Genomic DNA, 22,728 nt, shown 5'->3' on the forward strand with positions numbered 1-22,728 from the left:
GGCCTACCGGGCATCAGAGAGTTCCAGGCAGCAGCAACAGGCCACTGAACCTACGTCGGCTGATCGTCGGCGCTCCGGGAAAACCGTGCGGCGGCAATGCCAGCAGCTCGGTGATGACCGCCTCGACACTCCCAGTGTGTTGCCACAACGGGTCGCCGTCCGGATAGTCCTCGGTTCTGATCCGCGCCGAGCTGGCTTCGTTCATCCCGCGGATCGTGAAGCTTTCGACCACGCCGTAGCTGCACCACCGCTCGGCGTAGATCGCGGCGATCTCCTGGCCTTCGCCCTCGCTCAGGTGCAGGAATTGGAACCCTGCGTCAATCGCCCGCAGGAGGGCGTCGTGGTGCGGGGCTTCTTCGCTGGTGAATGGCGTCGGCGGCATGAGCATTCCTTGAGGTGGTGGTACACGGCGGGCCTGCCGGTGTCGGGGGTTCACCGCGACAGGCCCACCGTGGCCAAGCTCTGGCCAGTCCGTTCGGGGGCACACGGAGTGACGGACCGACCAGAACGTCTGTGGAGCAGACGCCGCATCAGCGACGACTTGCGGTGGCGATGACGACGCCGGTCCGACTCGAGATCGAAGCCGGTCATCGTGGCGCGGGCCCGAACGTAGAGTTCGCACCGATGGCAACGTCTGCCTGAGGGGACGGTCAGCGAGACCGGCGTGACCGAGTGACCGCAGACTGCCTGGGCGTCCCGCCCGCCGTGGCATGCCCGTGTCGCCTCCTCGTCGGTGACCGCATAGCTGCGGCCGTCGGCGCCACTCCTGAACCACGTGATGAACAGGCGTTGGGATTGCAGAGTCATCGCTCACCTCGATCTGCTTGAGGGGCGGCGGGCGGCGCGCGGAGTCTGGGAGTCCTGGAAGCTCCGTCGGACTCGACGCTGCGCCACCCGCCTCATCGCCCGGCCACGCCACCTGGGGGTACAACGCGGCCGGCGGTCCTGTTACCGATGGAGCACGCGATCCTCACCAGCGGCTGGCGTGCTGATCAGCTCCGTTGTGTTCATGACGACCTCCCCAGGGGTCTACCGTGCAGATACAAACCGTGACGTTATGACTACTCGCGGGCGCGAACTGACAAAAAATTGACAAAGATCGAGACCGGGGTGGAGGCGGTAAAATGCCGTGTAAGCACGCGACCGACAGCCGGAGGGCAGCGTGATGGACCAGCCAGAAGACGGCATAGGACGACGAGTCGCCCAATCACGGAAGCTGGCAGGGCTTACACAGGAGCGCCTGGCCGAGAGGGCCAACCTCTCCGCATCCCTTGTTCGTAAGGTTGAGCAGGGCAGGGCTCCAGCATCGCCAGCCTTCGTCTCGGCAGTGGCACGGGCTCTGAATACCGGGGTCGCCGACCTACTCGGACAACCCTTTGAGCACCGCCATAGCCGGGCCGAACACCGAGTGCATTCCACGATTCCGCCGTTGAGGCGAGAACTTGCGGCCTACAGCATTCCACCGGACGAGTCGGTTCGCCCCCGGCCAATGGATCAATTGGCCGCCGCTGTCGCCCAGGCATCCGGCCACCGCCACGCAGTCAATCTGGACGCCCTCGGCGCTGAACTTCCCGGCCTACTGAACGAACTACGGGCGAAGGTCTGGAGTAGTTCAGGTACCGATCAAGAGCGGGCGTACTGGCTGCTCGCCGAGGCGTACTACGCGGCAAGTCAGGCCGCATACAAGCTCGGCTACATCGACCTGTCGTCGGTGGCGGTTGACCGCTATGAGTGGGCGGCCGAACGTAGCGGCGACGAACTCGCTGTCCTAGTTGGACACTACCAACGCGCAGGCGAGATGATAGGCGCAGCCGACTGGGACAGCGCCCTTCGACTGCTTGAACAGAGTCGTGCGCGGATCGAAGACCGTGTCCGCGGCGACGATGCGCCGGCGATAGCCGTGTGGGGCAACCTGCACCTCAAGTCCGGCCTGGCCGCTGCCCGATCCGGAAACCTCGCCAGCGCTGACGCCCATTGGCGGGAAGCCCAGGAAGCCGCCCAGCGGCTCGGAGTCGACCGCGATGACTACCGCCTGTGCTTCGGGCCGACGAACGTCAACATCTGGTCAGTGGGACTCGCCGTTGAAGCGCTCGACGGCACTGAAGCGGTGAAGCGTTCCGAGCGCTTCGAGATCCCCACGCACACCCAGCGTGAACGATCCGGGCACCACTGGATCGACGTAGCGCGAGGCTTTTTACTGCACGGCGATCACGAGAAGGCAACCCAGAGCCTGTACAAAGCAAAGGAAATCGCTCCGCAGCAAGCGAAGTACCACCCGATGGTTCACGAGACGATCCGAAACCTCGCGACAGCACGTCGCCGTGCAGATCCGGTGGCACGCCTAGCCGCGTGGGCAGGCGTTCAGAACGCCCAACTCCCTTAGCGCGTACGCCTTTCGCAAGCCTGAAGCCCCGTTGCCCTGATCCGGGAAACGGGGCTACGGCTCGTCTGCGGACCAAGGATCGCAGCAAGGTTTCTTTCGGCACATGGTTGCTTACTCTCGAAGTCGACATCGCCCACGATCACGCCGTGCTCGCGGATCTCCGGGGCAGCCGGCCCTGCCGTGCGCATCGGGGAGATGGTGACCAACGTGACCACGGGCTCAGGTTGCGCCGCGAGAGGTCGGTTCGCGGGATATCGCCGAGTCCGGCGGTGTGCGGGTGAACCAGATCGTGCACACCACGCGGCCGCAAGAACTGCGGTTCGATGATCGGGTGACGGCGGAGTACTACACAGCCCAGCACTGTGGGCTCGATGTCTGACAAGTTCGGAACATTCCGCAGGCGCAAGAGTCCACCAACACACGTACGGACAACTGCGGCGCCACTACGTGCTGATCTTGTGGCGTTAGTAGCGGCATTGGCTGAAGAGTCGCCGGCCGCCACCAGCGTCGCTTCGCAACGATCCGGACTTTGGGTGTCTATGCAGCGGGCACCGTCGACTTGCGCAACACCAATCCCACGACGGCGTGCTCCAATGTGCTCCGAGTTGTCGTCCGGATCATCGCGGCTGGTCGGTACCGAGAAGCGGTAAGCAGGGCTGCAGACCTTCAACCTCTAGCGGCCACGTCGGTCGGTGATGGTCAAAGTCGCTGCAGCGCAACAGCATTCGTATGAACGAGCTGGGTCGTCCGCGTCGCACGCCGCGCTCGGTGCCGTCTGGGCGATACCCGAGCTTACGGCTGACCTGCTGGGAGGCGTGCGCGTCTTCCCAGGCGGTGGTGCGTGCCTGAACGGCGGCGAGGTAGTCGAAGGCCATGGTGAGTACGGCCGTACGGGCCTCGGTACCGAATCCCTTACCCTGAAATGGCATCCCGAGCCATGATGCGGTGGCGACTTCGCGCTTGACCGCGAACTGGTTGGCGGAGATACCTTGGAACCCGATCACCTGGCCGCCTTGGCGGACGAGGAAGTTCAGCGACCAGTCCACAGGGCTGAGGTTCGCGCGATCACGCCAGAGCGCCTGCACCAAGCCCCGGGCGATGTCCTCGGTCGATTCGTCGCGCCACAACCTGCCCAACGGCAGCCCCTCCGGAGGGTGTACCCCCGCGACCGCGACTTCGGCGAGTTCGAGCAACCCTTCGTCGTCATCCGGCCGGAGTTCCAACCGCGGTGTGCGTAGCACGAGGTGTCGAAAGGGCCATGGATCTATCCGGTCAGCCAGCTCGGTCATGGGCTGATTCCCAACAGCGGGAGGCACGGCTGCAGGCCCTCTACCGCCACGGGCCAGTCCGGGAGGTGCCGTGCGAAGTTCTCGCGTGTGAGCAGCAGGCGGACTGCGGATTCGGGTTCGCCGCGGCGTTCGTCTGTCTCGGTGTCGTCGGGCTCTTGTGAGTGTGGTGGAAGTTGGTTTGCCTGGCCAGGTCGACGGCTGCCGGACAGTGCCTGTTGTCTGGAGAGGCCGTGATGTTCTGGTGCGATCGACGTCATAGGGTATCGGCGGCGTTTCGGTAGGCCTGCGCTTGGAGTGAGTACAGCTGGTGATAATGGCCGTGGCTGCCGAGCGCCATGAGTTCCTGATGCGTGCCGGACTCGACGATGCGGCCTTGATCGAGAACGAGGATGCGGTCGGCACGGGATACGTTGGCGAGGCGGTGTGTGACCAGCACGGTGGTTCTGGTGGCGCGGTCGCTGTTGGCCGAGCGGCTGATGTTGGTGGCGTGTTGAAGCCCGGCGAATACGCGTGCCTCGGCTTTCGCGTCGAGTGCGGCGGTGGGCTCGTCAGCGACGAGGATAGCGGCGTCACGGTAGATGCCGCGGGCGACGCCGATGCGTTGCCATTGGCCGCCGGAGAGGTCTTGGCCTTGCCGAAACTGTTTGGATACCACCGTCTTTTCGCCGTGTGGTAGGGCGTTGAGCACTTCGTCGGCTCCTGACTTTGAAACGGCTGCATGCCATGCTGCGTCATGTGTGGCGCAGTCCAGGCGCCCGATGCGGATGTTGGTTCCGGCGATCATGGGCCAGCGTGCGGGTTCCTGGGCGATCACAGCGATCTGCTCGTAGACCGAGCGGGTGTCGGCGGTGGCCAGGTCGACGTCATCCCACCAGACGGTCCCGTGCGTGGGTGGGTAGAGGCCGGTGAGGATTTTGCCGAGGGTGGTTTTGCCGGATCCGTTTTCGCCGACCAGGGCGATCACTTCGCCTCGGCGCAGCGTCAGGTTGATGTTGTGCAGTGCTGGCTGGTCTTGGCCGGGGTAGGTAAAGGAGACGTTGTCCAGTCGGATGGTTTCGGGGTCGCGTGGCGCGGTGATTTCCGAGACCGGCGGGTGGTGTCCGCGTGCCTCGTGGAGCAGTTTTTCGTAGAAGCGCAGGTAGAAGGAGTGTTCGTAGAGCCGGTTGATCGCGACCATGGTGCTGGTCAGTGCGGAGGTGGCGGTGCGCATCGCCATCACGGCGGCGCCGGCCAGTCCCAGTGGCATCACCGTCAGATACAGCAGGATTCCCAGCACGATGTAGGCGAGTCCGGTGCCGGTACCGGACAGAGTGCGCCCGAGTAGGCGGACGAGGCTTTTGCGGTGTTCCAGGCGGATCGCTTCGTTGGTGACGTCGGTGGCGACGCGCCGGTGCTCGGTCAGCAGGACATCGTGCAGGGTCAATGCTGTGCGTTCGGCGGCCACATCGCGGGCGACGAGGAGGTTTTCGACGACGTGCAGCCGCATCCGGCGGGAGACCATGCTCAGAAACGAGCGGTAGCCGAGTTTGGCGCTGGTCATGGCCGCCCAGGCGTCGGCGGCGGTGGCTAGCAGCAGGACCGGAACCAGCCAGGGGCTGAGAAGCCCTGTCGTGACCACAGCTGCGGTCAGGGACACCAGGGAGGAGGTGACTTCGGCGATGTTGCGGACACTGTTTTCCGTAGCCAGCACACCGTGATAGCCGCCCTGGCGGGCGAGCTCGCGGAAATCGGCGTCCTCCCAGGTGATCAGGGCGACACCGGCGACGGCGGTGTTGATCTCATCCTGGGCGGCGTGCCGTACCCGTGGTGTCAGCGTGCCCTGCACGGCGCTGACGGCGGTGTCCAGCAGCCCGCGCAGCGCGAACGAGGCGACTACGACGGCGATGGCCGGAAGCGAGTCGATAACCCGTTGCGGGGTGGGGCCGGATTCCAGCAGTACGGTCAGTGCGTTGGCGGTGGCGAACAGCCCGAAGGCGGTCGTGCATCCGGACAGCAACTGGACGACGCCGGCCAGCAGCGTCAAGCGCGGCGCGGTGGCCCAGGACAAGCGCACGATGATCGCGGCCGTGGCGGGCAATTCCCGCAGCGTCTGCCACAGGCTTGCGTCAGCGACCTGCTCATCGACCGAAGCCCACCGGGGTGGTTCGAGGTCATCGACACCGATCAGCGTTCCCGGGTGCCCTGCGGCGCGATCACCGGGTGCCGAGGATTCTGTCGGGGCTGTGGCCTGGGCCTGCTGCTGAGACATCAGCGGTTCTGATCCTCCCCGTTCGCAATGACAGGATGCCGCCGAGACCGGCACGCGAGTGGTGTGTCGCGAACCGGCCCCTGCTGGATGCCGGAGGTGACCGCACGACGTCCGGCTCTGCCGGAGGCCGGCCGTCGCCGGGCGTGGTTTCAGGCGGTCTCCGCGGCTGATTCGGTCTCGTTGCCGGCGGGGCCGTCATCGGGTTCATCGTCGTGCGGGAGCCCGTACTGGTCGGTGAGTTCGGCGAGATGCTGGATCAGCGGCAACCCGAGGGCCTCGCGGTAGTCTCGTGCGTTTCCCATCATTGTCGGTTTTATCGAGATCACCTCGAGAGAAGGCCGACGATCGCGCTGAATCTGCGGCCAGCGTTGATCAACGGTCGATGAGTGGTTGCTGCGCTTCAGGACTACCTGCCGCCAGCGTGAGAAACATCGTGATTCGCTGGATTGAGTGAGCAACGACGATGGCTCGCGCGGCGCCGAAGCCCTGGGGCCGGGAGCTGGAGCTTACCTGGCTTGCGACTTCGTTGACGGGCATTGCCCGGTTTGCATCGGTGAGGTTCGGCCGAGAAAGGCGTTTTCACCATCAGGAAGCCTGGACCTCTCGGCCAAGAGCCGCAGCGACAGCACGCTGGTGAACCAGGCCAGTGCGTACGAGTTTCGCTTCCGGGGTGAAGCAGTCGATGATCGTCATGTGGTTGGCGGTGGGACAGACGCCGCCGTCGACGATGACGGAGACCGTGAGGCCGGAGGTTGCGAGGAAGGCCTGTACCTCGTCGAGGATCACAGCGGGACCACGGTCGTCCGGGCCGGCGTCTCCGGAGATGTTCGCGGTGGTCGCGGCGACGGGAACGTTCGACCTCGCTGCGAGTTCACCGAGGAATCCCGGAGCCACGGTGGTGAGTGCTGGGGAGCCGACTGCCACATACCGAGCGGCGTCTTCCGGGTTGCGCCATGGCAGGAGCAGTGCAAGGTCGCCGGGCCAGAACATCTTGGCGAGTTTCCGTGCCTCATCGCTGAGTTGGAAGTGCTCCTCGCAGGCAGTGAGTGAGGGAGCGACGTAAGCGAGGGACTTGGTGCTGGGGCGTCGTTTTCCCTTGAAGATGGTGTCGCACGCGTCCCCATTGCTCGCGTCGGTGCAGATCATGTACCAGCGCTGTGTGGGGACGATGATCAGTTCTCCGGCCTCGATCGCGCGGACTGCGGTGTCGAGTTCGTTGGGGCTGGTGACGCGCATGCGGCTACTCCTGGGAAGTCGTGGAGGAGGGCGCATCGGTGAGGGGCGGGTAGTCGAGCCAGGGGTCGCGGAGGGCTTCGAGTCGACGGGTTGCGTGGTCTGGATGGGAGACCCGGAAGTACGCCATCACCCGGGGGAGTGGCATGAGGTTGTGCGCGACCGAGTGCGGGACGAGGTGATGCATGAGCAGGACGTCCCCGGGTGCACCGAGTAGGGGCGTTCCGTGCTCACGGTCGATCTCCGGCGGTACCTGGTCTGTCATCCCGAGTGACCACTCGTTGGCGAACCAGCGGGCCATGGTGAGGTGTCCGCCGGGCAGGTAGTGCAGTGCACCACCTTTCGGATCCTTGATGTCGGACAGGACAACGCCGACGAGCAAGGAGAAGGTGCGCAGTTCTCGTGGATCGAGGTGGGGGCAGGAAACGCCGTCGACGTGCATCGCCTTGGCCTGCTGCACGCCGGGGAATTCGTGTTCGGGCACACGTATCTGGATTTGGGTGGTGGTGACCGGACTTGTGTCGCCCAGAAGGTCGGAGGCCAGTTGTGCGGCCTCGGTCTCCGCGTAGAGGGCGAGGATCTCGGGGTGGTTTCCTAGATTCGGCACAAAGGTGCGTTGGGTGTACGCGGGTATGGCGTCGGGGGTCAGCTCTTCGCGGTACTGCTCATCGATGAGGGACACCGCGCGTTTGACCAGGTTGGGAGCGACCGCCCCGCGTCGTATGACGACGCCGTCCCGTTTGAAAGCGGCCTTCTCATCAGCGGTGAGGAGCATGAGTTCTCCGATGGTCGGTCGGTTCGTGAGGGGCGGGTGGCGCGAGCCGGTCGAGGACAGCGGCGCCCGCGTCCAGGGCCGCGGCGACGAGGGCCTGCCCGAATTCCGCATCGGCCTTGCGTGGGTCGCCGCCGATGACGCCGTTCTTGGAGATCGCGGGATCGTCCGACGACCACGGCCAAGTCGCGCCCCGGTCGAGGACGAGACGCTGGATCTCCTCCCGTTGGCCAGGGTCGGGGCAGGAGTCGCTTGGGAGGAGATCCAGCCGTACGTGGTCGGGGGCAAGCGCGAGCATGAGCGAGGTTTCCCGGACGCCGGCGTGGACCTCGGGGAATTCGTTGCCGGTCTTAATCCGGCCAGCGGCAACGGAGCCGGGGTTCACGACGCAGATGGCCACGTCGTGCTTGCGTTGGAGCTGGTGCACGAGGGCTTCAAGGGCGCCCTTGTTGCCACCATGGCCGTTGACGATGAGCACGGCTCGTGCAGGGGTAGAACGGAGGTAGTCCGCTACGAGCGTCTCGATCAGCGTGGTGTAGAGCGGGATGTCCAGGGTCACGGTGCCTGACGACCACGCGTGCTCCGGGGACAGCCCGTAGGGCACGGGCGGCACGACCCATACGTCGTGCCGCTGCGTGACGTGTGCGGCCAAGCGGTCGGCGAAGCGCTCGGCGATCACGGTGTCGGTGTTGAGCGGCAGATGAGGGCCATGCTGTTCGAGCGATCCGACCGGCAGGCAGAGGATCGACCGCTCGCTCAGCTCCACCGCGATGCGCGGTGCCGTCAGCTTTCCGTATGACTGCTTCTCGCCGGCGGCTGTCATCTCCGGCCTCGCCGTCCGAGACGGATGAGGAACTCGTTGTCCTCGGGGAAGGTGTCGTTGTCGCTGAAGTCGGCCAGGCGGTTCTTCACCGCGGCCTCGAATTCCTTCAGCTGGTCGCCGAAAAGGTGGGGTGCGGCAAAGGATGTCGAGTAGAGGTAGCCGAGGATGCTCTCGGTGGTCCAGGTGCGGTGGACGGGGACCCGTACTTCCTCGACCTCATTGAAGGGCGATTCCTGCATGATTTCGCTGTAGGGGCGGTTGTGGTGCTGGAAGGTGCCGGCACCGGCGCGTCGCTGCTCCCCAAGGAAGCTTTTGATGACCTCCCGGACCGCTTCCTTCCACGGGCTGCCCGCGGCCCAGAAGCTGTTGTCCGCAAAGATCGCGACCGTGCCATCCGGGGCAACCTGGCGATCCAGGAGGGTCAGTATGGTGGCTTGGTCGAGCCAGTGGAACGCTCGGCAGACGGTGACGAGTTCGGCCTGCCAGCCGGTAGGCGGGGTGAAGTCCTCGGCGCTGCTCTCCACGAGGCTCAGGCGGGAGTTCTCGGGCAACTTCGGCCGCAGCGACGACTCGGCCGCAGCGAGCATGTGGGCGTCGTTATCGACCGCGATGACGTCGTCGAAGCGGCCCAGGAGCGCCTCGACCACGAGGCCAGTTCCAGTGCCGACGTCCAGGAGCCGACGGGGGCCGCTGGGGCGTACTGGGGCAGCCTGGTCGAGAACCACTGCCACGTCCTCTGGAATGCCGGGACGGAACTGCCGGTAGTAGGTGGCGGTCCCAGTGAAGAGACTCATTCGACGCTCCCTGCGAGGTGTTGGGTGTGCATGGCGGGCCGCTCGGGTGTCCGCCATGGTGCACAAGTTCTCCTAGCCGTTGGGCCGTTGTCAGGCGGTTGTCGGCAGATGACGCTCGGTTGGTTGCTGTCCCGCAAAGGTGGCGCGTAGGGCGTGGACGATCTGCGCGGAGGCGGTGCCCTCGCCGTATGGCGAGGGGAGGTGGGCGAGCTGTGCGTGGATTGCGTCGAGGTCGGACAGCCAAGTCATGGTGACAGCGCTGATGTCGGGGCCGGGTCTGCGGCGGGTGCCGAAGCGGTCTTCGACCTCGGGGCGTTCGTTACTGTGTCGCACGACGAGGATGGGGCGTTTGAGCACGGTGGCTTCTTCTTGGATGCCGCCGGAATCGGAGATCACTATCGCTGCGTGTCGAATCAGCGAGAGCAGTGCGGGGTAGTCGAGCGGGCCGGTGAGGCGGAGCCTGCCAGCGAGTTCTGCGAGGTCGGAAGCCATGATCTGGCGTTGTGTCCGGGGATGCAGTGGGAAGACCACGGGTACTGGCAGGGCTGCGAGTTCTCGCAGAATGACTTCCAGCGCACCAGGGTTGTCAGCGTTTTCGGGCCTGTGGAACGTCGCCAGGACGAACTGCTCACCTGCGAGTCCGAGTTGGTTGAGGATGGCGGCCTGGTCGTCGCGACTGGGCAGGGCCGTGGTGACGGCTTCGACGATCGTGTTGCCCGTGGTCTTGATGCGTTCGGGCGGGATGCATTCGGCGAGAAGGTTGTTGCGTGCCAACGGTGTGGGGGCGCAGCAGAGGTCGGCGAGGTGGTCTATGAGGACTCGGTGGTGTTCCTCTGGCATGGCTCGGTCGAAGCTGCGCAGCCCGGCTTCGATGTGGACCAGCGGGGTGGCGGTGGTGTTGGCGGCGAGCGCGCCGGCCAGTGCTGAGGTGGTGTCACCCTGCACGATCACCGAGTCGGGCCGGTATTCACGAAAGGCGTGGTCGAGGGCGTTGGTCCAGGAACCGAGCTGGTGTCCTCGGGTGGCCCTGCGATCGGGGTGGGCATCCAGCACGAGGCTCGGGGTGAGGTGCGCGGTCATGCCGGTGGTGTAGTGCTGTCCGGTGTGGATGATGAACGCGTCCGGGCCGAGGCGTTCGGCGACGGGTGCGAGTTTGATGGCTTCGGGGCGGGTGCCCACCACGATCGCGATGCGCATGAGGCGTCTCCGGGCTAGCTACCAGAACAGGTGTGCTCGCTCGCCGCCGCAGTAGCGGTGAGCGGCGACGAACAGGCGTAGATAGAGCTGGTCGAGCTTGAGGTAGTTGGGCACGAGTTCGGTGCGGGACAGGCTGCCTTCGGTGTAGGTCAAGCCCCGCTCGGTGCGGGTGGCATAGCGAGCTGGAACGGCGTCGGCGTCGCCGTCGGCAAGGGTGATCGCGTCGTCGAGATCGATATCCACCAGGCCGGAGACTTCGGCATCCGAGAGCGGGATGGCATCGAGGTCTACGTCGAGCGGTAGCAGGTGCCAGTGCTGGAATTCGCGTTCGATGTAGTCCGGTGCCAGCGTCACGGCGGTTTGTCGCAAGCCGATCGGGTGGAGATCGGTGTAGGTGACGGGCAGGCCGAGTTCTTCGTGTACCTCGCGGACGCCCTCGGGGATGTCCTCGCCTGCGTGGTAGTGCCCGCCGACGGTGATGTCGGCGTAGTCGGGCCGGTCGAAGGTGTAGCGGCCGGGCGTCTTCTTCTGCAGCAGTACTCGGCGATTCGTGGGGTTGAGCGCGAGTGCGGAGAAGGTGCGGTGCCACAGGCCCTGGCGGTGGGCCTCCTTCTTGTCTTCGGTGCCGACGTGTTCGTAGCGGTCGTCGAAGATGTCGATCAGTTTCACGAGTTATCCCTATCCGGTCGTGGCGGGCCCGGTTGCGTGCAGGTGCCAGTAGGTTTGCATGGCGTCGAGGTAGTGGCGTGGGTCGCCGACGGTGACCCAGTGTCCCGCGATCCGATGCACGCCCACGTTGGCCTCGGTGGCGAGCTGGCCTGCGGCGATACCCAGGTCGACTTCGCCACGAGCCAGCTCGGTGGGCACAAGCCGGTCGAGGATCGACGGGCGCAGGATCAGACGGGAGACCACCGCAAGGGGTTCGGCTACGGTCCGCGGGTCGGGCCGTTGCCGAATCGCGGCGACCTGTTCGGCGTGCGCTGGGTTGGTGTCGATGATGCCGAATGAGCGGGTCTTGCTCGGGTGGATGCGCTGAGCGGCGATGACTGCCTCCACGTCGTGGTGCATCCGGTCGTGCATAGTGGCGAGGTTCCATCCACACGGCTGTTCGCCAAGCAGGATGTCATCGCCGAAGGCAACGGCGAAGGTCTCGCAGGCCGACAGGCGATCACGAACGGTCAAAAGCGGTGTAGCGTTGCCGTAGCCATGGCTGAGGTCTTCCTCTTCAGTCTCGACGGGCAGGCCGTCCTCGCGCAGGCTGCGTACGTAGGCGGGAATGACGTGATCGCCAGGGCGGGTGACGACGATGACCTCGGTCGCCCCGGCGTTAAGGCATTCGACGATCACGTGCTCGACCGCTGGGGTATGGCCCAACGGCAGCATTTCCTTGGGCACGGCTGCTGAGAACGGGTGGAAGCGGGTGGCGGCTCCCGCTGCCGTTACGACGGCGGGGAATGGTGGCGTGTTCATTGGGGGTTCCTCAGCAGGTCCAGGACGGCCTTGTCGAGTTGATCCAGCGGGTTACGGACACCGAAGCTGACTTCGAAGCACGGGATGTCTGCTGCGAGCTGTTGTGTGAGCTGCTGAGAGTGGCGGTGAAGTTCGGCGTCTGGTGTCGTGCGCGGCACCAGCCAGGGCCGGATCCAGAACTCGTCGTGCGGGGTGAAGCAGTTGGCCGCCAGCATTTGCTGGGCTTCCTCGACCGGGAGCAGGCGTGTCCGCGTGGGCTCGGTGGTATCGGCGAGGTGCGGCACGATGATGGTCCGCAGCCACGAACCGGCCGCAAGCGATGTGCCGAGTGCCGTGGTGTACTCCTGCGCGCTGAACTCGGCTTTCGCGGTGGCACCGAACGTTGTGGGCAACTCGCCCACGTCGCGTTGCGGACGAGACAGCGCTCGAACCGCGTTGCCCAGTTCGGGGACTGCATCGATGGTGCCGCGCGCCACCGGAACAGGCAGCGGTACCGCGACCATGCGTCCGCGGCGGTCAAGGATAAGTCGATCATTGGACAGCAGGTCACCGCGCGTGACCCGGAGTAGGCAGGTCAGCAGGGTGGTCTTGCCCGCCGAGCGTGGCCCGCAGATCATCACACCACGCCCGTCGAGGTCGGCTCCCGCCGCGTGGAAGACGACGTCGCCGTGCTCTTCGTAGGTGCGCAGCATGGCTTCCCGCATCAGGCGAAGTGGGTAGCCATGCGGCTTGCGTGCCGTCCGGTGCAGATACAGCTCGATATGCCGGTCGTGCACCCGCACTGCATAGGCCCTGGCTTGGTGTTCCAGACCGTCGGCGGCGACGGCGTAGCAGCGTGCACCGGAGGATGTAAGTGTTTCCAGGAGAACCACGCCGGGCACCGGCTCGATGCGCCTGGCGATCGGCGGATGTGTGGCCTGCCAGACGATCTGGTGGCAGCCCGCGTCGTTGACGTGCACGTCCAGGTGGAAGGTTCCCAGCTCACGATCTCCGAGACGACCGGGCAGGTACTGGGCAAGGTAGCGTTGTTGCTCCTCGGCCCACGTTGGTGGCGCGGTTACCGTGAACGCCAGGTCTCCGGCGTGGGACGTCCATCTCTCGTAGGGCAGTCGAGTCATCGTCACGCCCCCAATTCCTGGATGCGTCGGGCGACGTGATCGATGCGCAGTCGCCGGCCCCTTTCGTCGAGCTGGCGGAAGCCCAGAACCGAAGTGAGTACGAAGAAGTCCTGAACCTGCTCTGGACTTGCGTCGCCTTCCACTGCCCGGACTGCGAGCCTGCGACGGGCGCGGAACCACCTCGCAGGGAAACCGTTGCTGGTAGCAGTGCTGCTGGTGAGTTCGTAGGCGACGGGAAGAAGCCCTTGCGCGGCAGACTGATCTGCTGTTCGCAGGACTGTCCGCAGTGCGTAGCCGATCAGGGCATCAAGGATGATCGGCGTGTCGAAACACAGCGCTGCGAACAACTCGCCGAACAGGGTGTCGGGCTCGGGCCGGAGACTCGGGATTAGCGGTGGCAGCACATCGACCAGCACCGGTCGATCGCCGGACAGACAGAAGTTCGCGAGGTTCGTGTCGATGCGGGCGTCGGCACTGTCGAGGGCTTGTACCCATCGTCTAATCTCAGCGACTGCGGTCGAGAACGTCACTGGGTCGGTGTGTGCGGCCTCCAGCAGTGTCGCGCCTGGCGCCCAGCGGTGCCGAACGGTCAGCGGGTCCGTCGCGACGATGTGCAGTTCGGCGGGAAGTGTCACCTCAGCGGACCGCAAGGCGCCGAGGTAGGCCCGCATTCCATCCTCGCCCGTGCGCGTGACCGCCGTGATGAACCGGTTCCCGGCGGGGTGGCGTGAGTTGAGGTGTTTGGTGACGTGATCGCCGTCGCGAGTATGGGTGCTGAACTCTCCCAGGTGGTTCACGACGCATCACCTCGATGGTCCAGGAAGGAATCCGCGTCGGCGACCATCGACCGGAACTCGGCGACGAGATCAAGCCCGAGTTGGTCAGCGAGCACGTCGCATGCGGTGATGACCGCCGCCGCGGCCTCGGACAGCGAGGGGGGTGTGCCCGTGGGCCGGTGTCGGTAGTGGTGCTCCACCAATGCTGCTTCCGAGAGGTTGCCCGCGGCGACCAGCAGTCGCAGAAATGCCTCTACCTCGTTCGACACCTGTGGTGGGTATGGGGTGGCCTTGGCGGGTTCGGAGTGGGCCAGGACGTTGATGCTCAACGAGGCGAGCACGATGTCCGCCAGTTCGTCTCCGATGTTGGTGATGGGACGCTGCGGGTCTTCCAGCGCGGATACGTTGGCCCCGTGCTGGCGGAGCAAACACAAGGCTAGATGTCCTACTTGGACAGGGAGTTCTGCCGCGGCTGTAGTCGGCTCCCAGGTTTGCGGTGCGGTCTGGGCGAAACGCGTGCGCAGTCGGCGCACGTCGGCCAGGACCTCGTGCAGGTGGGCACTGAGCATGGTGCGGGTCATCCCAGGATCACGGGCGTGGCCCCAGCGGTGCCGCTGCTCCAGTAGGCGTCGGCGTCGTCTCGGGAAACCCGGACCCGGACACCCAGGTCTTGGGTCAACGCAGCGGCGAGGTTCGTTTCCACCGCAGCCTCGATGATCAGTTCCCTGCCGGCTTCGGCGAGCGTGAACGCAACCTGGCCCAGCCCTCGATGTGCCAATGCAGCACGCACATCGTCTGCGGTTGGCGCGGTCCATTCGGCGTCGGTGGCCGTGCACAGGCTGCGTTGAGCGATTGGGCAGTTGTTGCGCACCCGGCAGACCTGGCTGCCGAACACACCGAACTCGTCCGGCCTGCCCAGAACATAGGACAGCGCACACGAGTTCGTATGAAACAGCGGATAATCGGGGTACCGCTGCCACGTGCGGTGAATGAACTCCCAGAAATCGCGCGGATAAACGCCTTCCGCCTCGGTCACAGCCGGCGTGCTCGCTAACTCGGGCCACGCCTCCGACAAGCGAGGCAGCGCGGCCTTCTCAACTTTCAGGCCAGCGGCGACCGTGCATCGCGCATAGTGTGATGCCCAGTCCAAGACCCGTTCCATCGTTGTTGTCGTGGCCGATTCTGGGAAGGCGGGACGCCAGTAGTGCACGATCGGAACCCCTGCCTCGGCTAGCCTCGGGAAGTTCTCCTCGATGGCCACGTGGCGGATGCCGCGCTCGATGTTCCGTCCCAGTCCCGAGTAGCTCAGGTAGACCAGTACGATCAGACCGCGCTGCCGCGCGTTGTTGATGACCTTGATCGTCTCGTCCGGAACGTCACACTTCGTGATCAGGACAATCGGGTTGGACACCCGCCGTCGGACCAATCCCTCCAGCAGTTCGGCGAGATGCGCACGTGAGGCGGGCAGGGCCATCACGTCCGTCCAGGTGTACAAGGCAACCGGGCGAGACGGGCCGTAGAACGAAGAGTTCAGCAACAAGTCCACGGTGTGGATGGCCGAGGCCAGATGTTCTGGGGGCACGGCGGTTTGGCCGCGCTCGTTGAGGAAGCAGTAGGTGCACGCCTTCGGGCAGCCCTGGATCGGGTTGACCGCGATCCAGGTCGCGTGCTGGTCCACGATGGGAGTGCGGGTGCGGCTGTTCTGAACAGAGCTGAATTTCCGTGCTGGGCCTTCGAAGGACACGCGGTCAGCCATCGTTCTCCCTCCATCACGGTTGGAGTGGCTCCCAAGGCCGAGACCGATCAACCCTCGCGGGAGGTGTCGGGGGATGCCCCGCCACGCGTGGCTGCGTCCCGACCCTTGGGACCATGCGGAGGAAGCTAGCTCGATTACCCGCGAGTAACCCGAGCTGACAGTCCGGGTTGCCCGGCGGTCTGGCTTCAGCTCACCGGCACGGACAACCGGTCGGCCAGGTGCGCGGCTTCCTTCGCCGTGGTGCGGCTGCCGCGTTGCACGACGCTGCGCAGGATGTCGTGGGCAAGTGGGCGATAGGCGACATCCTCGGGTGCTTCGCGCTCGGCGCTGTGCAGGAGAACCAAAGCGCTGCCGTAGTCCTTGCGCTGCTGGTAGGAGCGTGCTTGTTCCAGCAGGAACGCGACGCGGCGTTCGATCGACGGCGAGCGCTCGTGCTCGATTTCCTCGGCCAGGTGGCACGCTTGGCTGGTTTCGCCTGCTTCGACCTCGATGCTGACCGCGTGCATGGCGACATTGGTGGGGCCGAAGGCGGTCCAGAGGGTGTTGCGTTCGCCGGTTTTCCAGGCGACCGGTGTCACCGAGCGGATGCGGTCTCGGGCCGTCCAGGTATCGCGACGACGCGCGGCGGCCACCCCGGCCACGAGGACCAGCGAACCGTACACGGCGGCTGCGTCTGGGCCGGAGTGCTCGCGCAGATCGTGGGCTGCGCTCATGGCAATATCTTCGGCCACGTCGTGGTGGCGCTCGGCTAAGGCGACGTGCGCCAAGTTCCACCGTGCTGCGCCAACCCGCAACGAATCGCCGCTGGCCTCGGCCGCGCGCTGGGCTCGGTCAGCCGCGAGGAAAGCCAAGTCAACTCGCCCCGTGCGCTTGGCGACGGTGCGCGTCAGTCCGTAGAGATCGGCAGCCGCGCGGTATGCCTCGATTCCTGCGTCGGCACTGGCATCAGCCCGCAGTGCGCGTTCGACTTCGACAATCAGTTGGCTAAGGAGACCGCTGACCTGGCTGTATCGGGTCGGTGAAGACTGCCAGACTAGCCACGCTTCGTTGATCTGAGCGCGGAGATCAGCCAGCGGCATCGGCTCCTCGTCTGCCGACACCGGCAAGGTCATCGCCCGGTGCAAGTCTTCACCTGCAGCGCGCTGATGCGGTGGCGCAATCTCATGGGATGAGTCGTCGATCAAGGCGGCCGGAGGGAGATCAAGGGCACGGCCCAGCGCCAGCAGGACCGGCAACGTCGGGATCTTTTTACCGCGTTCGATCTGGTACAGATAATCAGCGGTGATCCCAGCCAACCCCGCGACAACGGACTGGGTTTTCTTGGCCGCGAGCCGGTGGAATCGGACTCGCTCACCCACGTCCCGCGCCAGTTGATCAACCATCTGTCGCCAGCCCCCAGCCAGAATGGGTCTGCGGGTTGATGCTACGGCATCGATCACCTGCAACACTGGCGCTTATGGCAACCGACGGCCAGACGCTCTTGGTGCTCTGGGACATCGACCACACCTTGATCGAGACCCGAGGCGTCGGGCGCTCGATCTATGAGCGAGTGTTTCCCGAGACGACTGGGCAACCCCTGCGTGAGCTCGCCACGGTCCACGGACGGACCGAGCTAGACATCATGCACGACACCCTGCAACTGCATGACATCCAACCCACCGAGGCGGCTGTGAACCGGCTCGCCGCCGCACTGGCCGAGGGCTACCACGCCGCGATTGACGAACTCACCACACGCGGCAGGGTGCTCCCCGGCGTGCGGCAAGCCCTGGACGCGCTCCAAGCCGAGCCGGGAATCCACCAAAGCGTCCTGACCGGAAACACCAGTGACGTGGCACGCATCAAGGTCGAAGCCTTCGGACTAGATCGCTACCTTGACCTGTCGGTCGGCGCGTACGGTGATGATCACCGCGACCGCTCCGAACTCGTCGGCATCGCCCGCAAACGCGCAGCACTACAACTCGGTACCACGATCCCCGCCGAGCAGGTTGTCCTCATTGGAGACACTCCCGGAGACGTGGACGCCGCGCTCACCGCAGGTGCACACGTCATCGCCATCGCTTCCGGCAAGTACTCCGTTGATGACCTTCGTACCGCTGGCGCAAAGTCGACCTTGGAAACCCTGACCAGCCTGTCGCAACTGCTAGAAGCCCTGACCAGGCGATGACCGACAAGCCGGCCAGCAGGCGCGTTGTCGAGGCCAACGCTGGACGACTGGTGGATCAACGGGGAGACCGCCTTAGCGTCCTACTTGCTGCGAGGTTAGACGAAATTGTGGTTGCACAAGCTTCAGGGCCGCTCCCCGTTTTGGCTGGCTGGATAGCGCGCAAGCGGTCCGGGAGTCGAGGTCCACGGAGGGAGTTCAAGTCCCAGCCGGGCCTCATTTTCAGTGATTTGTGTCACATTTTCCTTGCGGCCTCAGGAGTTCCTTGTCGGAGACATGCACGGCCGTTATGGCGGCGCCGTGGCGTAGAGGTAGTCCCTCGACAACGGCGTTCGGGTTCGGGATTAGTTATGAGGTGAGATTCTTGTCGTCGGCGAGCTTGGCGGGGTCGAGCACGGTTACCACGGCGTCGTGATCGCTCCAGGGCGTGGCATCGATACGGTGGTAGTCGACCAGTGCCGGTAGCAGTGCCTTGGTGATGTGGATCTGGTCGGTGGCGGACCATGCCGATGTGGCCGGTCCACGCGCGCAGTGAGGGATCGTTGCGCTGGTCGGCCAGGTAGGCGGCGACGTCGATGAGGTCGCCGCGGGAGAGGACCTGTCCGACGATGGTGTTGGCGCGCATGACTGGGTCGGACGCCACGGTGCGGGAGGATCGGTCGTGTGCGGGGACTTGGTTCCATGGTGGTTCCCGGTCGCCGGGCGGCACGTGGTTGATGTCGCCGCCGATGACGCCGAGCCCGCCGGCGCTATGCGTGCGGCCGATGAGAACCTGTGCTTCCTGCGCGGCGGCGTCGGCCGAGTACGCTGACATGGCTCAGCGAATCCGGGAAGCTGTCTCCGGGCGCCGCAGCGGCCCTCCACTTCGCCTGGACCTACCGGAAGCTCCTGCTCTGCTAGAACACGACGCCCGGGGGGGAGCACTTGGCGTGGGCGGGCGACGAACTGGGGATGGGCTGGCGCCGCAGCGCCTAAAGGCACCACGTTGTGGGCCCATATGACGAACAAGGAACGCGCAGCCTGGCGGGAGCGCCCGGTCGTCACGGCGTATACGCCAGCAGCGGTGGCGGCCCGCGTGAATGGTGACCCCATCCCGTAAATGCGGGAACAAGGCCAGCGCGAGCTGTTCTGAGACCCGGCAACATCGAGAGCTCAGCTCGGTGCGTCTGGGACCACGGACGGATTCTGCGGGCCTCAGCCGGGCTGCCGGAATTCGGGGCCGAGGGCAAATTCGGCTAGGTCGACGTTAGCCAGGCCGGGGCGTGCCGGTATTCGGCAACGACCCCGCCGGGAACCGGGTGCAGACGGTCCACGAACCAGTCGTCAGGAATTGCGGCTGTCTGGGGTGTGGTGAGCGAGGGTGTGCCGGGATCACAGGTCAGTACCAGGAGGCGGTCCACCCACTGCTGGGAGATGAGTGGTGATTGCGTCGCGTTCTGGTGGTGGTCGAGGAGAAGTACGCGCCGGGCGCCCGCGTGGTGCAGCACCGTGACGGCCTCGCTGGGATCGTGCGGGAGGGGCTCAGAAGGCAGTCGTAGCACGTCGTCGCCGTGGGTACCGGGGACCGCTTCTGTGGCTCGGCCGTGTTCGTCGACGATGACGTCAACTCCCGGTGCGGCCCACGCCCGTAGTCGCATCCGCGCGGATTCGTTCTCGGTCTGTGTCGCCCCGTCCGTGACGGCGGTGCCCCAGATCAGGACCGGCCTGCCGAGTTCGACGCTGCGCAGCCACGGCCCCATCAGCGCCCGTGCCTCGTCTTCGGCGACGCCGACCACGACGTCCACGCCGGCTTGCCGCAGCCGTGCGATCCCGCCTTCACCTCGCGAGGTCGGGTCCACCAACGCCACAACGACGCGGGCGATACCCGCGTCGATCAGTGCCTGATGGCATGCCGGAGTCCGGCCGACGTGGTTACAGGGCTCCAGCGTGACCACCGCCGTCGCGCCTCGCGCCCGATCGCCCGCCGCGCGCAGCGCGTTGAGATCACCTCGAGAAGACCGACGATCAAGCTGAATTTGCGGCCAGCGTTGATCAACGGTCGGCGAGTGGTTGCAGTGCTTCGGGACTACCTGCCGCCAGAGTGACGATCATCGTTATTCGCTGGATTGGGTGAGCAACGAGGATGGCTTGCGCGGCGTCGAAGCTCTGGGGTCGGGATCTGGCGTTTACCTGGCTTGCGGCTCTGTTGAAGGGCATTGCCGGTTTGTGTCTGTGAGGTTCGGGGCCGAGAACGGCGTTTTCACCATCAGGAAGCCCGGATATCTCGGCCAAGAGCCGCCGTGACAGCGCGCTGGTGAACGAGGCCAGTGCGTACGAGTTTCGCTTCCGGGGTGAAGCAGTCGAGGATCGTCATGTGGTTGGCGGCGGGGCAGACGCCGCCGTCGACGATGACGGAGACGCCGCGTTAACCGCCCGGAGATAGCGTGCACCGTCGAGTGGGTGGAAACCGGTGTCCACAAGCGACTGTGCGTACCCGATGTCGTGCAGCACGGCCGCTGTCTCCAGGACTTCGCCCAAGTCCCCTACGAGAGGTGCGAGCCGCCTGGCGCAGGTTGCAACGCCCCGTGTGTGTTCCCACCTTCGCGGCAGACTCTCGCGCAGAAGTGCTTCCGCCAGTTCGTAGGCCCGCCCGACCGTCGTCACGGTCGGAGGATACGGCCCGACCATCCTGTTGCGTGTTCCAGGCGGAATGCCACCCGGTCAGTCGGAGCGCGATTCCTTCCCACTTGCCGCTTCTGTGTCGAGGATGCGGCAGACCTCGGGCCACGGTACCGGTAACGGCACGATTCCACTCCAGTAGGCGTGTGCCCACCGGACGATCCTGCTCAGCCCAAGCCCGTCGATGCGCTCGGCTTCGTTGCGGAGCAGACGGCGAACGGCGCTACCAGGTCCGCGTGGGGCAGGGCAGATGCCGGTGCCGACGATAAGAGTCGCAGTGCGCACGGCGTCGAGGACACGCATGTCCGCCTGTTCGGCCAGGGTGCCGTACACGACCTTGGCCCAGGTCCGGCGTGTGAGTAGCCAGGCCAGTCGTTCGAGGCCGGAACCGATGTCGCTGGCCAGCTTCGATGGGGCCTCGCTGTTCCACAGCAGTACGGCGTCGCCGAGTTCCCGGCCTTCGTGATGGAACCGCAGAGTGATCCCAGCGACTGGGGCGCGTCGCCATACGGCCAGACTGCCGCTGATCGTGAGGTGCTGGGCGTGGAAGCCAAGACGCGAGAGCGTGCCGATCCAAGTGTCGATCAGGGCCGCATGTTCGTGAACGGTGTCGATCGGGTCGATGATCGAGATGTTGACGAACGATGTCGCAAAGCCCGGCAACAACGCGCCGTGCTCGTCTCGCTGGCCTGTGAACCGCACGACTGGTTGTGGGAGGAAGCCGTGCGCGTGGACGTGGCGGTGGCCGTGCTTGAGGTACGGGTCGAGGGCCTGTACAGCGGAGAAAGTCAGCTCGGCGTCGCCTAAGCCGTGCAAGGGCAGCAGGTGTCCTCGTCGAATGCCGTGGGCGGCGCAGGCGTCAGTCAGCGTCGTGATCATCTCGGACAAGGATGGAGGGCACCGCGGCGGGCGATGGGCGTTGACTGCTTGCCCGTAGGTGAGAGTTACGTGGTCACCGTCGAGGGTGTAGTCCCAGTGTGGAAAGGTCCGCCGCAGTGCGGCGAGTAGTTCGGCGGGGCGCCCAGTCAGCATGGCCGCGTGGCAAGTGCCTGGAAATGCCGTACGGGATCAAACCGGGCAAGGCCAACTTCCTGTACCTCGGCCGCCCCGAGGAGCATCACCTGCTCGATCGCGTCCGCCAGCGCTTTCGCCGCGATCTGGTCATCGTCGTCGTGATCGAGTTGGACCACGGCCCCAGTCCGTTCGCATAAGGCAGCCGCCGCGCAGGTTCCTGGAGCCCAGGCCAGTGCGACGACTGGCGTCCCGGCGCGCAGGGCTTCGCCAAAGCTGGCAGCTCCAGCTTCGATGTAGTCGGGCGCGCAGGTGTAAACGAGCGCGCCCGCGTCGGCCAGAAGCCGCATCTTCACTTCGCCGCCGACTTCTCCGACCAGGGTGACGTGCTCGGCGCCGAAATCCGCGCTGTGGGCCTCCACGTAATCACGGTCGAACACAGGCCCGGCGATGATGATCTTACGTCCTGCTAGTGCGGCGGCACGAATAGCCAGATGCGGAACCTTCTGCTGATCGATCCGTCCCATCCACAGCAGCGCGCCCTCATCGTGCACGGGTAGTTCGTCTTCACCGAGCCCGAGATGCACCGCTAGTTCGGCGATGGGCCGATGTGCGGCGTAGCGCTCGCGCATCTGGTGTGAGTAGCAGTACAGCCGCGAACGCATTCCATCGAACGCACCTGGCTGGTGCTGAAAATATGGCCAGTGCTGGAAGGTAGCCACGTCGGCATCCAGCGACTCCCACACGGCCCGCCAGGTAGGTAGCGACGGGTACTCGTGCCCGACCACCAACAGGTCATAACCGGTGGCCCGCAGGATGCGGGCCTGTCGCCCGTCTGGCGTCATGTCCTCCAGCCGAATCGGCCGCATCTCCCACTCATCGACCAGCTCCGACCGCCATTGCGGGCCAAGCAGGTGCACCGTCGCCCCGGCGGCGCGTGCGCCGACCGCGACAGCCCACAGCCACCGTTCAATCCCGCCGTACCCGGACGGCGGGAAGGCATAGTCGCCTGGGAAGTCGCAGATGCCGACCAGCATCG

At 65.5% G+C, this 22,728-nt stretch carries 23 protein-coding genes and 1 pseudogene; 4 read left to right on the plus strand and 20 right to left on the minus strand.

Translation table 11 applies throughout. The annotated features are described in order from the left end of the window. Nucleotides 1-13 precede the first annotated feature (13 nt). Complete coding sequence (locus AB0I53_RS32745) at nt 14-382, minus strand: hypothetical protein (RefSeq protein WP_358611712.1); 369 nt, start codon at nt 380-382, stop codon at nt 14-16. Nucleotides 383-1,165: 783 nt separating this feature from the next. Between AB0I53_RS32745 and AB0I53_RS32750 the strand changes: the two are divergent. Beyond that, a pseudogene (locus AB0I53_RS32750) lies at nt 1,166-1,348 on the plus strand (helix-turn-helix transcriptional regulator); the annotation flags it as partial. Nucleotides 1,349-1,489: 141 nt separating this feature from the next. Next, nucleotides 1,490-2,383, plus strand: coding sequence for a transcriptional regulator (locus AB0I53_RS32755; RefSeq protein WP_358611829.1), 894 nt, complete (start codon nt 1,490-1,492; stop codon nt 2,381-2,383). A 617-nt stretch (nt 2,384-3,000) separates the two neighbouring features. On the opposite strand, the gene AB0I53_RS32760 is transcribed toward AB0I53_RS32755, so the two are convergent. The 15 genes from AB0I53_RS32760 to AB0I53_RS32830 form a co-directional block, all read right to left on the minus strand. After that, on the minus strand, nt 3,001-3,672 hold the full coding sequence (locus AB0I53_RS32760) for a GNAT family protein (protein WP_358611715.1): 672 nt from the start codon (nt 3,670-3,672) through the stop codon (nt 3,001-3,003). Between the two features lie 253 nt (nt 3,673-3,925). Beyond that, nucleotides 3,926-5,920 carry an ABC transporter ATP-binding protein gene (locus AB0I53_RS32765; protein WP_358611718.1) on the minus strand — a complete coding sequence of 665 codons (1,995 nt, stop codon included), beginning with the start codon at nt 5,918-5,920 and terminating at the stop codon, nt 3,926-3,928. A 149-nt stretch (nt 5,921-6,069) separates the two neighbouring features. Continuing rightward, complete coding sequence (locus tag AB0I53_RS32770; protein ID WP_358611721.1) at nt 6,070-6,222, minus strand: hypothetical protein; 153 nt, start codon at nt 6,220-6,222, stop codon at nt 6,070-6,072. 283 nt (nt 6,223-6,505) lie between these two features. Continuing rightward, entirely contained in the window at nt 6,506-7,156 is a 651-nt protein-coding gene (locus AB0I53_RS32775) for a Sua5/YciO/YrdC/YwlC family protein (protein WP_358611723.1), read from the minus strand. A 4-nt stretch (nt 7,157-7,160) separates the two neighbouring features. Next, entirely contained in the window at nt 7,161-7,928 is a 768-nt protein-coding gene (locus AB0I53_RS32780) for a phytanoyl-CoA dioxygenase family protein (protein ID WP_358611726.1), read from the minus strand. Next, nucleotides 7,912-8,748: a creatininase family protein gene (locus AB0I53_RS32785; protein WP_358611729.1), complete on the minus strand. Its 837-nt coding sequence runs from the start codon at nt 8,746-8,748 to the stop codon at nt 7,912-7,914. Before AB0I53_RS32785 ends, AB0I53_RS32780 begins: the two co-directional genes overlap by 17 nt. Further along, on the minus strand, nt 8,745-9,542 hold the full coding sequence (locus AB0I53_RS32790) for a class I SAM-dependent methyltransferase (protein ID WP_358611732.1): 798 nt from the start codon (nt 9,540-9,542) through the stop codon (nt 8,745-8,747). The genes AB0I53_RS32785 and AB0I53_RS32790 overlap by 4 nt, the downstream gene beginning before the upstream one ends. Nucleotides 9,543-9,632: 90 nt before the next feature. Then, nucleotides 9,633-10,739 (minus strand): UDP-N-acetylglucosamine 2-epimerase (non-hydrolyzing), encoded by a 1,107-nt coding sequence (gene wecB, locus AB0I53_RS32795; protein WP_358611735.1) that lies wholly within the window; start codon nt 10,737-10,739, stop codon nt 9,633-9,635. A gap of 18 nt (nt 10,740-10,757) precedes the next feature. After that, nucleotides 10,758-11,408 carry an NUDIX domain-containing protein gene (locus AB0I53_RS32800; protein WP_358611738.1) on the minus strand — a complete coding sequence of 217 codons (651 nt, stop codon included), beginning with the start codon at nt 11,406-11,408 and terminating at the stop codon, nt 10,758-10,760. A gap of 9 nt (nt 11,409-11,417) precedes the next feature. Continuing rightward, the gene (locus AB0I53_RS32805) at nt 11,418-12,209 is read right to left on the minus strand and encodes a sugar phosphate nucleotidyltransferase (protein ID WP_358611741.1); all 792 of its coding nucleotides are present in this window, start codon (nt 12,207-12,209) and stop codon (nt 11,418-11,420) included. After that, entirely contained in the window at nt 12,206-13,168 is a 963-nt protein-coding gene (locus AB0I53_RS32810) for a hypothetical protein (RefSeq protein ID WP_358611744.1), read from the minus strand. Before AB0I53_RS32810 ends, AB0I53_RS32805 begins: the two co-directional genes overlap by 4 nt. 161 nt (nt 13,169-13,329) lie before the next feature. Beyond that, nucleotides 13,330-14,124, minus strand: coding sequence for a hypothetical protein (locus AB0I53_RS32815; protein WP_358611747.1), 795 nt, complete (start codon nt 14,122-14,124; stop codon nt 13,330-13,332). After that, nucleotides 14,121-14,672 (minus strand): hypothetical protein, encoded by a 552-nt coding sequence (locus tag AB0I53_RS32820; RefSeq protein ID WP_358611749.1) that lies wholly within the window; start codon nt 14,670-14,672, stop codon nt 14,121-14,123. The genes AB0I53_RS32815 and AB0I53_RS32820 overlap by 4 nt, the downstream gene beginning before the upstream one ends. 8 nt (nt 14,673-14,680) lie before the next feature. Beyond that, nucleotides 14,681-15,859, minus strand: coding sequence for a hypothetical protein (locus tag AB0I53_RS32825; protein ID WP_358611752.1), 1,179 nt, complete (start codon nt 15,857-15,859; stop codon nt 14,681-14,683). 185 nt (nt 15,860-16,044) lie between these two features. Then, nucleotides 16,045-17,307 carry a helix-turn-helix transcriptional regulator gene (locus tag AB0I53_RS32830; RefSeq protein WP_358611755.1) on the minus strand — a complete coding sequence of 421 codons (1,263 nt, stop codon included), beginning with the start codon at nt 17,305-17,307 and terminating at the stop codon, nt 16,045-16,047. An 8-nt stretch (nt 17,308-17,315) separates the two neighbouring features. Here AB0I53_RS32830 and AB0I53_RS32835 point away from each other — a divergent pair, with 8 nt between their 5' ends. Both AB0I53_RS32835 and AB0I53_RS32840 read left to right on the plus strand, forming a co-directional pair. Further along, nucleotides 17,316-18,023: an HAD hydrolase-like protein gene (locus AB0I53_RS32835; protein ID WP_358611758.1), complete on the plus strand. Its 708-nt coding sequence runs from the start codon at nt 17,316-17,318 to the stop codon at nt 18,021-18,023. Nucleotides 18,024-18,681: 658 nt separating this feature from the next. Continuing rightward, nucleotides 18,682-18,831: a hypothetical protein gene (locus tag AB0I53_RS32840; RefSeq protein WP_358611761.1), complete on the plus strand. Its 150-nt coding sequence runs from the start codon at nt 18,682-18,684 to the stop codon at nt 18,829-18,831. Between the two features lie 424 nt (nt 18,832-19,255). Here AB0I53_RS32840 and AB0I53_RS32845 read toward each other — a convergent pair whose 3' ends face one another. From AB0I53_RS32845 to AB0I53_RS32860, 4 genes are all read right to left on the minus strand, one after another. Further along, nucleotides 19,256-20,035, minus strand: a complete 780-nt coding sequence (locus AB0I53_RS32845; RefSeq protein ID WP_358611820.1) for a hypothetical protein — start codon at nt 20,033-20,035, stop codon at nt 19,256-19,258. Between the two features lie 334 nt (nt 20,036-20,369). Then, nucleotides 20,370-20,687, minus strand: coding sequence for an HD domain-containing protein (locus AB0I53_RS32850; RefSeq protein WP_358611764.1), 318 nt, complete (start codon nt 20,685-20,687; stop codon nt 20,370-20,372). A 33-nt stretch (nt 20,688-20,720) separates the two neighbouring features. Continuing rightward, the gene (locus tag AB0I53_RS32855; RefSeq protein ID WP_358611767.1) at nt 20,721-21,557 is read right to left on the minus strand and encodes a hypothetical protein; all 837 of its coding nucleotides are present in this window, start codon (nt 21,555-21,557) and stop codon (nt 20,721-20,723) included. A 146-nt stretch (nt 21,558-21,703) separates the two neighbouring features. Beyond that, entirely contained in the window at nt 21,704-22,726 is a 1,023-nt protein-coding gene (locus AB0I53_RS32860; RefSeq protein ID WP_358611769.1) for a glycosyltransferase, read from the minus strand. Nucleotides 22,727-22,728 lie beyond the last annotated feature (2 nt).

It is taken from the genome of Saccharopolyspora sp. NPDC050389 (assembly GCF_040655595.1).
In the GTDB taxonomy this organism is placed as follows: Bacteria; Actinomycetota; Actinomycetes; order Mycobacteriales; family Pseudonocardiaceae; genus Saccharopolyspora.

Excerpts from the sequence above, each read along its gene's own strand:
- AB0I53_RS32745 (WP_358611712.1), bottom strand. The coding sequence starts at position 382 with ATGCCGCCGACGCCATTCACCAGCGAAGAAGCCCCGCACCACGACGCC.
- AB0I53_RS32755 (WP_358611829.1), top strand. The coding sequence starts at position 1,490 with ATGGATCAATTGGCCGCCGCTGTCGCCCAGGCATCCGGCCACCGCCAC.
- AB0I53_RS32760 (WP_358611715.1), bottom strand. The coding sequence starts at position 3,672 with ATGACCGAGCTGGCTGACCGGATAGATCCATGGCCCTTTCGACACCTC.
- AB0I53_RS32765 (WP_358611718.1), bottom strand. The coding sequence starts at position 5,920 with ATGTCTCAGCAGCAGGCCCAGGCCACAGCCCCGACAGAATCCTCGGCA.
- AB0I53_RS32770 (WP_358611721.1), bottom strand. The coding sequence starts at position 6,222 with ATGGGAAACGCACGAGACTACCGCGAGGCCCTCGGGTTGCCGCTGATC.
- AB0I53_RS32775 (WP_358611723.1), bottom strand. The coding sequence starts at position 7,156 with ATGCGCGTCACCAGCCCCAACGAACTCGACACCGCAGTCCGCGCGATC.
- AB0I53_RS32780 (WP_358611726.1), bottom strand. The coding sequence starts at position 7,928 with ATGCTCCTCACCGCTGATGAGAAGGCCGCTTTCAAACGGGACGGCGTC.
- AB0I53_RS32785 (WP_358611729.1), bottom strand. The coding sequence starts at position 8,748 with ATGACAGCCGCCGGCGAGAAGCAGTCATACGGAAAGCTGACGGCACCG.
- AB0I53_RS32790 (WP_358611732.1), bottom strand. The coding sequence starts at position 9,542 with ATGAGTCTCTTCACTGGGACCGCCACCTACTACCGGCAGTTCCGTCCC.
- wecB (WP_358611735.1), bottom strand. The coding sequence starts at position 10,739 with ATGCGCATCGCGATCGTGGTGGGCACCCGCCCCGAAGCCATCAAACTC.
- AB0I53_RS32805 (WP_358611741.1), bottom strand. The coding sequence starts at position 12,209 with ATGAACACGCCACCATTCCCCGCCGTCGTAACGGCAGCGGGAGCCGCC.
- AB0I53_RS32820 (WP_358611749.1), bottom strand. The coding sequence starts at position 14,672 with ATGCTCAGTGCCCACCTGCACGAGGTCCTGGCCGACGTGCGCCGACTG.
- AB0I53_RS32825 (WP_358611752.1), bottom strand. The coding sequence starts at position 15,859 with ATGGCTGACCGCGTGTCCTTCGAAGGCCCAGCACGGAAATTCAGCTCT.
- AB0I53_RS32835 (WP_358611758.1), top strand. The coding sequence starts at position 17,316 with ATGGCAACCGACGGCCAGACGCTCTTGGTGCTCTGGGACATCGACCAC.
- AB0I53_RS32850 (WP_358611764.1), bottom strand. The coding sequence starts at position 20,687 with ATGGTCGGGCCGTATCCTCCGACCGTGACGACGGTCGGGCGGGCCTAC.
- AB0I53_RS32855 (WP_358611767.1), bottom strand. The coding sequence starts at position 21,557 with ATGATCACGACGCTGACTGACGCCTGCGCCGCCCACGGCATTCGACGA.
- AB0I53_RS32860 (WP_358611769.1), bottom strand. The coding sequence starts at position 22,726 with ATGCTGGTCGGCATCTGCGACTTCCCAGGCGACTATGCCTTCCCGCCG.